The 14,618-nt window shown below is 28.2% G+C and carries 13 protein-coding genes; 2 read left to right on the forward strand and 11 right to left on the reverse strand.

The window, feature by feature from the left end; translation table 11 throughout:
* The 11 genes from AXF11_RS04025 to AXF11_RS04075 all read right to left on the reverse strand — a co-directional run bounded on the left by AXF11_RS04025 (position 1) and on the right by AXF11_RS04075 (position 12,668).
* Entirely contained in the window at positions 1-549 is a 549-nt protein-coding gene (locus AXF11_RS04025) for a flavodoxin family protein (RefSeq protein WP_068155163.1), read from the reverse strand.
* A gap of 58 nt (positions 550-607) precedes the next feature.
* Positions 608-1,216, reverse strand: a complete 609-nt coding sequence (locus tag AXF11_RS04030) for a TetR/AcrR family transcriptional regulator (protein ID WP_068155165.1) — start codon at positions 1,214-1,216, stop codon at positions 608-610.
* A 103-nt stretch (positions 1,217-1,319) separates the two neighbouring features.
* Positions 1,320-1,538, reverse strand: a complete 219-nt coding sequence (locus AXF11_RS04035) for a zinc-ribbon domain-containing protein (protein ID WP_068158226.1) — start codon at positions 1,536-1,538, stop codon at positions 1,320-1,322.
* Positions 1,539-1,626: 88 nt separating this feature from the next.
* Positions 1,627-3,408 carry an aspartate--tRNA ligase gene (aspS, locus tag AXF11_RS04040; protein ID WP_068155167.1) on the reverse strand — a complete coding sequence of 594 codons (1,782 nt, stop codon included), beginning with the start codon at positions 3,406-3,408 and terminating at the stop codon, positions 1,627-1,629.
* A 78-nt stretch (positions 3,409-3,486) separates the two neighbouring features.
* The gene (locus tag AXF11_RS04045) at positions 3,487-4,119 is read right to left on the reverse strand and encodes a hypothetical protein (protein ID WP_068155170.1); all 633 of its coding nucleotides are present in this window, start codon (positions 4,117-4,119) and stop codon (positions 3,487-3,489) included.
* 12 nt (positions 4,120-4,131) lie between these two features.
* Positions 4,132-5,376 (reverse strand): histidine--tRNA ligase, encoded by a 1,245-nt coding sequence (hisS, locus tag AXF11_RS04050; RefSeq protein WP_068155172.1) that lies wholly within the window; start codon positions 5,374-5,376, stop codon positions 4,132-4,134.
* Positions 5,377-5,470: 94 nt separating this feature from the next.
* Positions 5,471-6,982, reverse strand: coding sequence for a hypothetical protein (locus AXF11_RS04055; protein WP_068155175.1), 1,512 nt, complete (start codon positions 6,980-6,982; stop codon positions 5,471-5,473).
* A 108-nt stretch (positions 6,983-7,090) separates the two neighbouring features.
* Complete coding sequence (locus AXF11_RS04060; RefSeq protein WP_068155179.1) at positions 7,091-8,683, reverse strand: glycoside hydrolase family 57 protein; 1,593 nt, start codon at positions 8,681-8,683, stop codon at positions 7,091-7,093.
* Between the two features lie 121 nt (positions 8,684-8,804).
* Entirely contained in the window at positions 8,805-9,722 is a 918-nt protein-coding gene (locus AXF11_RS04065; RefSeq protein WP_068155182.1) for a diacylglycerol/lipid kinase family protein, read from the reverse strand.
* Between the two features lie 9 nt (positions 9,723-9,731).
* On the reverse strand, positions 9,732-10,637 hold the full coding sequence (locus AXF11_RS11050) for a M23 family metallopeptidase (RefSeq protein WP_068155184.1): 906 nt from the start codon (positions 10,635-10,637) through the stop codon (positions 9,732-9,734).
* 30 nt (positions 10,638-10,667) lie between these two features.
* Positions 10,668-12,668 carry an autotransporter domain-containing protein gene (locus AXF11_RS04075; RefSeq protein ID WP_068155187.1) on the reverse strand — a complete coding sequence of 667 codons (2,001 nt, stop codon included), beginning with the start codon at positions 12,666-12,668 and terminating at the stop codon, positions 10,668-10,670.
* Positions 12,669-13,038: 370 nt separating this feature from the next.
* On the opposite strand from AXF11_RS04075, the gene AXF11_RS04080 reads away from it, so the two are divergent.
* Together AXF11_RS04080 and AXF11_RS04085 are read left to right on the forward strand one after the other, a co-directional pair.
* A complete protein-coding gene (locus AXF11_RS04080) occupies positions 13,039-13,587 on the forward strand; it encodes a hypothetical protein (RefSeq protein WP_068155190.1) in 549 nt (182 codons plus the stop codon).
* Between the two features lie 32 nt (positions 13,588-13,619).
* A complete protein-coding gene (locus AXF11_RS04085) occupies positions 13,620-14,585 on the forward strand; it encodes a DUF4300 family protein (protein WP_068155193.1) in 966 nt (321 codons plus the stop codon).
* The last annotated feature ends 33 nt before the right edge of the window (positions 14,586-14,618 follow it).

The raw sequence follows: 14,618 nt of genomic DNA on the forward strand, positions 1-14,618 counted from the left end.
TCATTCTCCTTGATCTTCTAAAAAAGAAACCTTAAAATTTTTTGTATTTAAATTCACACTATTAGCCTTTACTATTTCTTTAGCCGCTGTCTTTTCACTTTGTGTCAATTTTTCACCATAAAAATATACATTTAAATCAAATCTCATTTTATTTCGTGCGACATGATGCATTTCCTTATTCTTAAATTTAAAAAATGGCAACAAATATGGAATTGTTCTATCCAGTACATTTTTTACGAACGGACTATAAGAACCATAGACACATTGACTTATAATCACAACTTTATCTGCCTTGGAATATAATGTTGCTAAATTTTCATATCCATCCCTAATTTTACATCTCCCAGGAGTTTTAATCCAGCATTCAAAACACCCCATGCAGCTTTTAATTCTATTATTATCACAAATTATAAATATATCTTCATCAGCTATTATTTTCTTTTGATTTATACTTTCTTTTATTTTATCTATAATTTTTTCTTTTTTTTCAATTTTCCACTTCAAATTTTTCAATTTTTCATTATCTAAATCATGTATAATCAATTCCATATTTCTCACCTTATTTAAGATTCAGCCTCATATAGCATAACAAAATTCCATTTTGATATTACTTTACTATACAAACTGATTTTATTATCTCTTCTATTTTTTCTTCCCAAATTTCAGAATGTTTTAATATTATATCATTCATAATCATTATTGTTACTAATCCCTGTACTAATGCCCACATTGCTATAATTTTATCTTGTATAGCTTGATTTGGTACATCTGCTTTTTGAAGTACTTTAGTTGCCTCACTTTTTAATATATTAAAAGCACTTTGATTACTATTTTCTATTTCTGAAAACTCTGACAATAAATCTATTTTTGTATTACTTCTTGAAATTATAAAATAATAATACTCATGATTTTCACAAAAAAACATAACATATGTTTTTCCTAATTTTACCAATAAATCTTCGTTATTTTCATATTTTTTTCTCGTCTTAGCCAATTCCATTGCTAATATTTTCCAAATATAATCACTCATTGCTTCAAGTAAATCACTTTTTTTCTTAAAATATGTATAGGGAGCCGCATTACTTACTCCACACATTTTAGCTATTCTTCTTAAAGATAATTTTTCTTCCCCCACCTCATTTATCATTTCTATCCCCTTTTCAATCAATTCTTCTCTCAGATTTCCATGATGATAGCTCTTTTTAGATTTCTCCATTTTATTGACCTTTCATTTATCTTATCACTGTAAAGATTATACAATTTAATCTTAACACTGTCAAGTTTATTTTGAAAATTTTTTTATTTTTAACTTAAATTTTTTAAATATCTTTCGGCACCTCATAAGCCTGATGGCAAATTGGACATTCCAAATATTCTTTCCTTGCACTTATCGGAAAAACTGGTATCCAAAACAAAGTAAACCAGTCACGATATTCCATAAAATTCCAATCAGATGTATTGTTGCATCTTGAACAATGACAGTTTTCTAGTGTTCCTAAATTTTTAAATTTTCTTTTCGTTCCAAATATTAAAATCATTCTGGATGCTTCTCCTTTAATTTTTACATTTTTTGACAAGGGGTCAAGACCCCTTGCTAATCTTTTAATTATAAAATTTTTTTAATTACTAATCTTCTTTTTCAATTTCCAGTAATTTCAATCTCAAGTCATCTTCAAGCATTTGTTCTTCAATTCTCGCAGGTGCTCCAGTCATCAAGTCTTGTCCTTTATTCGTTTTAGGGAACGGAATTACTTCTTTTATTGAATCTTCCTTCAACATCGCCATAAGCCATCTGTCTATTCCATAAGCAAGTCCTCCATGTGGCGGAACTCCATATTTTAAGACTTCCAAGAAAAATCCAAATTTATCTTCCAATTCTTCTTGGCTAAATCCTAATTTTTCAAAAACTTTTGCTTGTAAATCTTCATCGTGAATTCTAATACTTCCTCCACCGATTTCATAACCATTTAAGACAATATCGTATGAATCTGTCTTAATTTTTGCAAGTTCATTCGTATCAAGATACTTTCTATCTTCTTCCTTAATTGAAGTAAACGGATGGTGTTGTGCTTTATATCTATTTTCTTCTTCACTCCATTCAAACATAGGAAAATCAACTACCCATAAGAATTTAAACGCATTTTTGTCAATTAATTCCAACTCTTCTCCCAATTTCAATCTCAATGCTCCCAATCCATCATGCACAACTTTGTATTTATCAGCCAAAATTAACGCAACTTCATTATTTTTAATTCCCAATTTTTCAATAATTTGTGCCAATTTTTCTTCTGAAAAGAATTTTGCAATTGGAGAATTTATTTCCCCATTTTCATTCATTTTAATATACGCCAAACCTTTTGCTTTAAAGTATGTTTTCACATAATCTTCCAAATCTTTAATATATTTTCTTGAGAATTTTTTTGCATTTGGTGCAACAATCGCTTTCACATTTCCACCATCTTTCAACGCATTTTCAAAAACGCCAAATCCACAATCAGAAGTTTCTCTAGACAAATCAATCAATTTCATATCAAATCTCAAATCTGGTTTATCTGAACCATAAAAATTCATAGCATCATCGTAGCTCATTTGAGGAAATTTTTCAGTAATTTCAATTCCTGTTACATCTTTAAATACTGTCTTTGTCAATTCTTCAGCCATTGAAATCACATCTTTCTGCTCAACAAACGACATTTCCACATCTAATTGAGTAAATTCAGGCTGTCTGTCAGCTCTCAAATCTTCATCTCTAAAACATTTTGCCAATTGGTAATATTTGTCAATCCCAGAAACCATAAGTATTTGCTTAAATAATTGTGGTGATTGTGGCAATGCATAAAAATCACCTTTGTTAGTTCTACTTGGCACGATAAAATCCCTTGCTCCTTCAGGTGTCGCTTTTGCCAAAATCGGAGTGTCGACATCCAAAAATCCATTTTTATTCATAAATTTTCTAATCGAAAACAGCATATCATTTCTTTTAATAATATTATTTAACATTTTCGGTCTTCTAATATCCAAATATCTATAAGTCAATCTCATATTTTCACTAAGATTCCCAGTTTCACTAATCTCAAACGGCAGCTGCTTTGCTCGGCTTAAAACCTCAATTTTTTTTGCTTCAATTTCAATATCCCCAGTTGGAATATTTTTATTTTTACTACTTCTTTCAGCCACAAATCCTGTAACCTTCAAAACCCATTCATTCTTATATTTTCTAGCTTCCTCAAAAAGCTCACTCCCAGAAACTTCCTCATTCAACAAAATCTGGGTAATCCCATATCTATCCCTCAAATCAATAAACACAAAGTGCCCCAAATCCCTAACTTTAGAAATCCATCCCGACAAAGTTACTTCTTCGCCAATATTTTCCATTCTTAACTCATTTAATTTATAGTTTCTATACATTTTTTGTCCTTTCTTTATTTAATAATTTTATATTTTTTCTATAAAATTTAGTACAATCTATTTTTTTTATAATTTATCTTATTTCATTTCATTCCAACTTTTTTCCACAACTTTTTGCATTTCTATCACATCTTTTGGCAATCCTTCAACAGTTATTTCATAAAGCTTGTCTTTCACAATAACACTATTTTTAATCATTGATTTTCCTTGAAAATCTGTCAATACAAACCGCATTCCTTTATGACCATTCAAAATTACTGGTTCTAGCGACATTTTATTTTCAGAGACTCCTGCTTTTTTATATTTATCATACACATTTTTTAACATTTTTTCTACTGCCTTTTCTGAATTCATATTTTTGTACTCTTTAGCTAAATCATATGACATAAGCGTGTAAATATCACCATTTCCTTTGCTCATTTGCATTGCATATACTGGTAATCTAACATCAGCAAATAATGTCCAACCTTCTATTTTAGGATATTCGATAAAACCTACTTTTTCATTTCCAAATCTACCTTTTTCAAAATATTTCATCGAATCTATATATATTTTTCTCTTTTCAGTTTCAACTTTTTTAACTATCTCTTGTCCCTTTTCAGAATTCAAATCTAATAAACATCCAATATGTCCCGCAGGTTTATAACAATTTTCAGAATATAAACTTAATGCACTAATCAAAAGTAACGCTGTAAAAAAAATCTTTTTCATCTTAATACTCCTTTAAATTTCTTGTTTCAAAATCTCCAAAACTTCCTCAAAGCTATATTTTTCTTGCTCTCCAGTACTAAACTTCTTAACCGTAATCACGTTTTCATCTCGCTCTTCTTCCCCTAAAATCAAAACATATTCAGCATTTTCACGGTTTGCCTTTTTCATTTGTGCTCCAAAGCTTTTTGCATTGTAGTCAAAGTTTACTTTAATACCATTTTTTCTAAGTTCGTTTACTGTTTTCACAAAATATTCTTTTGTGTCATCAAAATAAATCACATAAATTTTTTTTTCTTCTTCAGAAATTATAGAATCATCCATTAACATTGCGATTCTTTCCATTCCAGCGGCAAATCCAATTCCAGGAACTTTCGCATTTCCTAATATTTCAAGCAATCTGTCGTATCGTCCACCCGCTAGAACTGTCGCTTGCGACCCCAATTTATTCGATTTAATTTCAAAAACTGTGTCCGAATAATAATCAAGCCCTCTAACTAATTTATCATTTACGACATAATTCACGCCCAACAATTCCAAATATTTTTTAGTAGCTTCAAAATATTTTTTACTTTCTTCATCTAAATAATCGTAAAGTTTTGGTGCATTTTTAAACTCTTCCTGATCGCCTTTATCCTTAGAATCCAAAGCTCTCAAAGGATTTTTCTCATATCTTTTTTGTGAATCCTCACTCAATTTATCAAGTCTTTCAAACATAAATTTTTTCAAATCTTCAATATATTTTTTTCTCGACTCAACATTTCCCAAACTGTTAATTTCCACAACCAATTCAGTAATTCCTAGCTCTTCAAGAAAATCACAACCCATTTTAATAATTTCTGCATCCAGATATGCACTTCTCACACCAAACATTTCCACTCCTGTTTGATGAAATTCTCTCATTCTCCCTTTTTGAGGCGCTTCATATCTGTACATTGGACCGTTGTAAAACCATTTTACAATCGGAGAAGACTTATGAAATCCAGCTTCAAGATACGCTCTTACAACTCCCGCAGTCCCTTCTGGACGCATTGTAACATCTCTTTCTCCCTTATCTTTAAAATCGTACATTTCTTTAGAAACAACATCAGTCTCATCTCCAACTCCTCGTTTGAAAAGCTCTGTTTCTTCCAAAATCGGCGTAATTATCCGCTCAAATCCATATTTTACAAAAACTTTTTTTGAAACACCCACAATCGCATCATATTTTTTCACATCATCTGAATATCTATCTTTCATTCCTTTTAAGGCGGTTATCATATTTTTTTCCTTTCTTAATTAATATCGTCAATTTTATTTTATAAATTATTATATCACAATTGACTAAAGATTTTAAGATGTGGGATTTTATAGTTTAATTTATTTTATTTTTCTCATCTTCAATCAAATCTCTTAAATCATTGCTTCCTTCTTCATAAATTATTTTTGCGATAACTCTCAAAATTTTGTACAATTTTCTTAAACCGTAAAATATCAAAATTGTCAAAAGAAAAGTCTGAGAAAATAGTAGCGAAAATAATAAATTTATATTTTTGTTGATTTTATATAAACTTTTTTCCAAAAAAAGGCTAAAAACGATATTTCTTAATAAATAAACTTGCAAAGGAATATAAATTGCTGTTGCCATGCGAATTATTTTTAATATTGAAAGCACAAGTTTTCTCACTTCAAATGGATATTTTTTCTCTCTTTGTAAAATATGGTACATAATCTTTTCTTTTGTAATAAATTCCAAATCATAATATCTATCTTTTAAAGTCAAAAGTAACACTAAAATTACTGAAATTAAAAACATTACATAATTAATCTTTTTTTTATTTTTCAGCTTTTTATCCACAATAAAAATTTCTTTTCCCTTACTTTTTCGAAAATAGCGGTAACTACTGTTTAAAGGCAAATAAATTCCATTTGAAAGTTTTATAATTTTTCCTGAAATAATGTTTCCAGTGTAAACTTTATCTTTTGAAAAAATTTTTACAACATTATTTTTTAAGTCAATATATTCGCCTCTTTGAGATTTTAAATCACTATTTCCTTCGTCAAAATTATTTTTATTTTTTTCGTAATAAAGCATTAGGCTGCTATTTTCCTTAACTAATAAATTTTCAACTCTGTAATTTCCTTCTATTTTATTTACAGGACTAATAATTTTCCCATTTTTGTCAACTGACCATTTAAAATGATTGTTTTCATTTAAAATTTCAATAGTTGAATTTTTCAGCAAATCTACTTTGTCAATATCATCGCTTTCCAAAATTAAAAAACTTTGATTTTTTTTCAAAAGAGTTAACGTATAATTTTTAAAAGTAAAATTTGCTAGACACAACAAAATTATTCCGAAAATTATTTTAACTAATTTTATGTGCAGATAAAATGTTCCGATATAGAACTTTTTAGTTATTTGCACAAAAAATAAAGTTATCCATCTAATAATGACAATACTCATCCAAACTATGATAAATGTCACCCAACCTACAAAAATTAATAAATAAATGTGATAATTTAAAACTTTAATTTGCCAGGCAATGTTTAAAGAAGTTAGTATTAACATTGTATAAACTGATATTTCCAAAAAAAATTGAGATAAATCTATTATTTTAATTTGATTATTTTTTATTTTTAAATATTTTTCCCGCCTGTAATAAAGTTTTTTTATATTTTTTTTAGTTTTATTTTTTTCATATCGCTTTTTTAATCCTTTTATTTCATTTTCCGATCTTTTTAACATCGTAAATTTAAAATTTTTTAAACGTACATCATTTTTTAAATACTTATTTTCTTTACGCATAAGATCAACTTTTGTAGAAATAAGATAAGATACGATAATTTTATACAAAACTTGTAAAACTTTTATAATTTCTTGCATTTTTCCTCCTTTTTTTAATTTTTTACTTTCTATAATTTTTTATATTATATAAAAAAGACTGGCTCAAGTCCAGTCTTAAATATCAGAATATCTTTATTTATCCAATTTTTACAGCCAACTGCTTTTATACATTCTGTAATCCATTTCAGGGAAAATATTATCTCTACTTTCTATTTCAGTAAGCCAGCTTTCGTCAAGTGAACCGCCTTTAAAATCTTCGTAAATTTTAAATAATCTATTTACATGATCGCTTATTTTTTTGTGAGCATAACCTACCATTGTTCCTGTGTACATTATAAATTCCCAGCAAGAAGTCTGTGCCATAACCAATTCTCTCGCAGCTTGATTTAAAGCTCTGTATTCCAATTCGTTGTATGGTTCTCTTCCGTTTGCAAGTTCTATCATTTTTGCTGCTGCTTTGTGTAAGTGTCTGTAGACATAGTCATTTGAGCCGTCTATCCAAACGTCATAATATCCATTTGCTCCCCAGCTTGACATACTTACATCCACAATTTGGTTAGTCGGATATTTTTGTAAATATTTGTATGGTGTAATTGTTGAAAAGTCTGATTCTGCTGCTGCTCTAAATACCCATTCCAAGAAAATAGGACCTTCATACCACCAATGTCCATATAATTCTGCATCGTATGGTGAAATGACGATAGGTTTTCTATATTTCATTTTTGAAGCTAAAAATTGAATTTGTTTTGAACGGTTAAACACAAAATTGTAAGCGTGTTCTTTAGCTCTGTTATAAGCTAAATCAGGGTCGTAAACTGCTTTATAGCTTCCTTTTTTATCTGTAATCGCGTGATATTTTATTCCAATATTTCTTCTTACGCCGTCGCTGTGCAAATAAGGTTTTATGTAATCGTAGTCCAATTCATATCCTGCATCTTTGTGAAACTCTCTATAAACTCCATCTCCAGGATACCCAATTTCTGAACTCCACACTTGTTCTGACGATTCCAAATCACGTGCAAATGCCGCAACATAATTTCTTGTATAAACGGGTGAATAAATACCGTAAACTGGTCTTGGATCACTGTGCATTATTCCGTGAGCATCAACTAAAAAGTAACGAAATCCATGATTTTCCAAAAATTTATCTTGTCCAGGATAATAAGCACATTCTGCAAGCCATATTCCTTTAGGTTCTCTTCCAAAGTTTTTTATGTAATCTTTTTTTGCCATATAAACCTGAGCGTTTACTGCTTCTGGATAATCTTTCATAACAGGTAAAAATCCGTGTGTTGCTGTAACAGGAATAATTTCCAAATTTCCCTGATCTTGAAATTTTCTAAATGCTCCCACCAAATCTCTTCCATATTTTTTCTCAAAAACATCTTTTGCTCTTTGATTGAACCAAAAATTATGTTTGGCAACTTTTTCCATATCCGGATAAGGTTTTAATCTCTCCAATTCTTTTTTGCAAAGGTCAATAAGTTTATCAATATGTTTTAAATATCTATTTCTTAATAAATCGTCATTCAACATATTTACAAGTGTCCCCGACATTGTTATTGTCATATTCCAAGGAACATTATCTCTCGTTAAATTTTCAAACATTTCCAAAAGTGGAATATATGTTTCTGTGATCGCTTCATATAACCAATCTTCTTCCAAAAATTCTTCATACTCAGGATGTCTTACGTAAGGTAAATGTGCGTGCAAAACAAAACTTAAATATCCATTATTCATACTTTTTTCCTCCATACTAAAATTTTTTACTATATATTATTTATACCATATTTTTCAACATTTTTAAAGTCTTATTTTAAATATCTTTTTTATATTTTTTTTTAACTAATGTTTACAAAAATTAATAGAATACTTTTAATTTATTACTTAAAATTTTTATGTTCACATCTTGATTTTCTCCTTTTTCACCATCAACACTAACTCCTATTTTTTCTTTAAATTTTTTTATTTTACAACTTTTTGCTTGTAAAATTCTCACATAGTCGTTATTCACCAAATTATTATTTAACAAATCAAAAAATATTTTCGAAATATCAACTGGATTTTCGATATTCTTCACAATCACAATGTGCAAAAATCCATCGTTTATATCCGCATCATAAATTATATCATCAAATCCAGCGACACTTTTTCCATTTAAAATGACAAATAAAATTGCTTTTTCCTCAATTTCTTCCCATTTCTCATTTTTTTCATCGGCGAAAATTTTCATCTTTAAATCAAATTTTTTTATATTCGTCAATTCCGTCAAACCATTTAAATAATAGGCAACTTTTCCAATTGTCTTTTTCAAATTTTTATCTGTGCTGTAAGAGATTTTTGAAAAAAGTCCACTTGCATATGATGATAAAAAAATTTTTTGTTCATTGATTAATCCAAAATCGACATTTTTTGGATCTTTTTTTAAAATATTAGAAATCCAGTCCCCTATGTTATTTCCTAAATTTAAGGATTTTCCAAAGTCATTTGAAGTTCCAGTTGGGAAAATAGCAACTTTTGGAAATGTTATATTTTGCACATAAATTTCACTTAGTATTCGACTGAGCGTTCCATCTCCACCCGATAAAATCAAAATATCATATTTTTCACTTTTTAAAATATCACAAAATTTGTCATAACTTTTATTTATACTGTAAAAAGTTACTATAATTCCCTTTTCTAAAAGTTTTCTTACTATCAAATCAAAATTATTCAAAATCACATTTGAATTTCTGGATTTCGGATTGTATATTAAAAGCGCCTTTTTTAACTCTTTCATAATTTTTTTCTACTTTCTTTTTGAAATTTTTTGAGATTTTTTTCTATTTCTTTCTATTTTATGTTCTTCTAAATCTTTTAATTTTTTTTCTTCTTTTTCTTTGTTAAAAAATATACTCTTTGTTCTAAATCCTATGTCGTAACCTTTTGGTTCAAACCATTGCGTTTTACTTTTTTCCGTCTGGATTCTTTTTTCCTCTTTGGTCAATTTATTTCCATTTTTTATTTTAAAATACATTTCGGGATCGACTCTGTTCATAAGTCCTCTTCCTCTCATTTCAAAAGCTATTTCAAAATGTAAATGTGGTGCGTGAGTTCCACTGGCATTTCCTGTCGTACCTGTTTTTGCTATAACTTGCCCAGCTTTCACTTTATCCCCTATTTTTACTTTAACTTCACTCAAATGCGCATACCTTATGTATTTTATTGGCATCGAAGGATTGTAGTTATCTCCGTAAAGTTCTTCTTTTGCACTTTCTTTTGGCTTATAATTTTTTCTTTTTATTTTTTCCAAATCATTTGGGTTCACTTCTAAATAAAAATTAAGTCCATAACCTGTTTTATCGACATACAAATCAACAACTTTTCCGTCAGCAACTGCATATACGTCCGTACCTGGAGGTGCAAAAATGTCAACTCCTTGATGAACTCTTAGCCCATTACTCCGAACTTTTCCAAACTTTGACCAATCAGGATACTCTTCACCACGAAAATTATAATACGCAAGTTGTGGATTCTTTACTGGATTAATTCTAAAAATATGATCGTCTTCCTCTTCAATATCGGCATTTTTTTTTGTATTTTTATTTACACCATTAAATATCAACATCAAAATCACAATTCCTAAAACTGCAAGAGATGCTATTCCTACAATTATTCCTTTCTTCTTATCTTTTAAGCTTTTGTTATTATCCATAAATCAATTTAATTCTTTTCTCCTCAATATTTAAAATGCGGCATTAAAGCCTAATTTTACAGCACTGTTTTTACTATCTTGCAACTCATAAGACAATTTTACTCCAAAATTGTCTGCAATATTATATTTTAAACCAGCTTCAGCATTTACTACGCCTCTTGAATAAGTTAACGGTGCAAGTTCATATCTTGTTAAATGTTCTCTTTCTCTGTGATAAGATTTTTTAGAAAATCTATGTTCATATTCCACATTACCAAATAAATCAACTTTTCCAAGTGATGTTTCACCATAAATACCAACTGTTCCATTTGGTGAAGTTGTTGAGGTACCTGAGAAATTAAGTTTATCAATATCACCTTCTTTTACTTTCGTCAATCCAAGTCCAACATATGGTTTTATATAACCGTTACCAAATAAAAATTTGTACCCCAATTTTGTTGAAAAATCTAAAATTTTTGACTTAAATTCAGCATCACTTATAGCTCCAAGTGTTTTACTTGTCTCAAATTTATGTTTGTTTGCCGAATAAATTAAACTTCCCATTAAATCAATATTATCATTAAAATCATATTTCCCATTTAATCCAAGTTGATATGATTTAATTTTTTCTTTTACATCTTCAAATTTTTCTTTGTAATAAACATTGGAAGTATCATATCCAAAAGTTGTTCCCAAAGTAAACTTTCCAAAATCTTTTGAACCGTTAAGTAAAATTCCATCACTATCTGAATTATATTTCACATTGCTTTCCTTATCACTGTATTTTCCGCCATTATTTCCTAAATATTGTATGTCTAATTTATATTGACCATCTTTTGTCTTTTCAAGATTTTTTAGCGTTGTATTTCTTGCCGACCTTGTCAAATCTAAATCAACTTTTGAACGAGGCATTTCAACGGTAACTTTTTCCGCCGCCTGATTTTCAGGTGAAAATAAAGTTCCTGTTTTTGGAGTAAAGTTATTAATTGTCATCATCAGATCTTCAAAATATGTAGGTAAGTCATCATACCCGTTGGGATAAGCATTCGTATCTGAAGTAATAAACAAATTTCCTGCATTACGTTCACGAGATAATTTTATAATTTCTTCATATTGTTCTGGCGTTGCATTATAAATTACATGTAAAATATGATTGGAATTTGCAGGATCCTTTTCAAATTCGGATGTTCTAGCACGATAATTATTCAAATATTCCGTTGCACTAACTTCCTGAGTCATCCAAATATCAGCATAAGGTGCGATTCCATCTCTAATTCCCCATCCATTATTTGCAATAACGGTCATTTCTGGATATTTAGACTTTATATAATTATAAATTTTAGCCATATAATCAATTTGTGCCTGAGTCGCTCCTCCTTCAATTTCATCGATAAAATATCCCGCTATATTTTCTCTTCCATAAAAATTGACAAAATTATCAATATCACCATAAACTAAATCAAGATTTCTAGTAGAACCATGTGTATATGTATATCCTATATTTTTTATTCCTGCCGCTTTATTTCTCGCTATCTGTTCCATATCTTCATCTCTTTTAACCAAATATTGCTGATGAGGATCTCCAGACGGTGCAGCTTTATATGAACCAAAAGCTACATAAGGGATTAATCCGCCTCCAACATCTGTGATTCCTTTCCAAAAAGAAGCATTGACACCACTCTTTCCAGTCCATCGAAAAGCAGGCATAACAACTTGTTGGCTTTTTATAGTTTTATTGTCAAAATCCTTATGTTTTTTTGAAAATCCTTCTTTAAATTCTAAATTAATCTGTATTTTATCAGGATCATTATAATTTTCTTTTTTAGAATTAAAATTAGTATTCCGCTTAAAATTATATCTTTCTGAAATAGAATCATCCGAAATTAATTCTTTTGAACTATTTCTCATATCTAAATTTTCAGCAATCTCATTTTTATTTTCTGATATTTTTACCAAATTATCTGTATCATCTATAGAATTTGTATTTCCATAACTTATTCCCGCAATTCCCGCTACAAAGCATGGAATTATCCTTTTTAATTGCTTTTTCACATTTAATTCTCCTCCTTTTTGTATAATTTTTTTATCTTAAAATTTTTTCAATTATAATATAACATAAATTTTATAAAAAATGAATATTTTTAATTTGGATAACGTAAAAATTTTAGGAAAAAATTTTACTTTCAAATTTTTTTCCTTTTTTACTAAAATAAAAAGTTAACACTGTAATTATTTTTTTATCTATAAATTACTCAATAAATTTAGCATAATTTTCAATTCTTTTTAAAATACTGGCAACTCAAAAGATTTTTTAAGGAAAAAAACAAAATTTTGACAAAAATATAGTGTATAATATGAAAAAATGAATTAACAATAACAAACTGTTTAAATATAAAATATTTAAAGAATAGGAGGTATCGTTATGAAAATAAAAACTTTAGGAAATATAGTACTTGGAGCTTTGATTCTATTAGTTGGATTTGTGATATTGACAGAAAGTAAGGATAATCATATTGATATAAAAATTTCAAATAAAGGAAATTTAAATGTAAATAATGTAAAAAATGTAACAGCAGTAACTGAAAAAAAAGGTTCTGGAAAAAAAGTAAAAGCTGTAATTATTGAATTTAACAAGTCAATAAAAAATGAGAAATTACCAAAAAATGCAGTTAAAGTAACTCAAAAAAATATTTCTAAAAAAAATACGGAAGATAAAATTGACGAACCAATAGTAAATACAACAGAAACAAAAATAGACAGAGAAGTTTCTAAGATATATATAAGTGATAAGATGGATGAAAATACAAAAGCAAAAAATGGAAAATACTTGTATTTAGAGTTGGCTGAAGATAAAAATTCTGATGACAAAATGTCTCAAAATGATACAGAAGATTTAAAAATATCAGTTTCACAAAACAAAAAAAATTATTTTACAAATACAAAAAGTTTCAATGTAAGCAGTAAATCATAAAGTAAAAAAATATTTATTAAAATGGTGATTAAATGAAAAATAAAAAGATGTTATTAATTTTTGCAGTAGTTATATCTATGTTAAATTGTTCCAATGAAAATATTAGCAAAAACAACAATATGAAAAAACAAAATACTGCTGAAAATACAAAAATAATAAAAAATTCAAAATTGAAAAAAGAAGACTTAAAAAGTATTGATTATTCAAATATGGCAGACAAGGATGTGCAAAAGCAGATTAGAGAAAGTTTAGAAAATTCAAAAGTTAATTCTAGTAATATAGATCTATTTTTTAAAAGCGTAAATTACTACAATGAAACGACTGAAAATAAAGGATTAATAAAAAAAGGATTTATTAATTCTAAAAACATAAATCCAACTTACGATGAAGCAGCTATACAGCAAATTTGGGATAAAAAGAATAAAAATTTTCCAGGATTTAACTGTAGAATAACAGCGTTTACATTGATGAAGGATTATATAAAAATGGAAAAACCAGCTGTAAATGCCGGGGAAATGCTTTTTATGGACCTGGAATCGCTGAAAAATACGCCATTTGAGTTATTTTCTCAAAATGAAAAAGAGAAATTTGTCAATTTATTTTCAGAAATTCCGACAAAGGCGACCAAAGATGTGAAAGTTCATGTTGAAAATGTGAAATATATCTGGAAAAAGCGAGGAATCAAATTTGATAAAAATAGTAAAATATCAATGATTTCTGTATTTTTTCATTTTAATGATGATCCCAAGGAAAATATTCTGTTTATAGGACACGTTGGAATTTTAGTTCCTCAAAAAGATGGAAAGTTATTGTTTATTGAAAAGTTGGCATTTCAACAACCTTATCAGGTGTTAAAGTTTAATAATCGATTGGAACTGAACGATTATTTAATGAATAAATACGATACTGCATGGGGACAGCCTGTCGCTAAGCCATTTATTATGGAAAATGATGAATTGCTAAAAGAATACAGAGCTAATCCCAACAATAAAAATTAGTAATTTTTAAAAACTTATAAGTAATATTAATAT

It is taken from the genome of Leptotrichia sp. oral taxon 847 (assembly GCF_001553645.1).
Taxonomy (GTDB): Bacteria; Fusobacteriota; Fusobacteriia; order Fusobacteriales; family Leptotrichiaceae; genus Leptotrichia.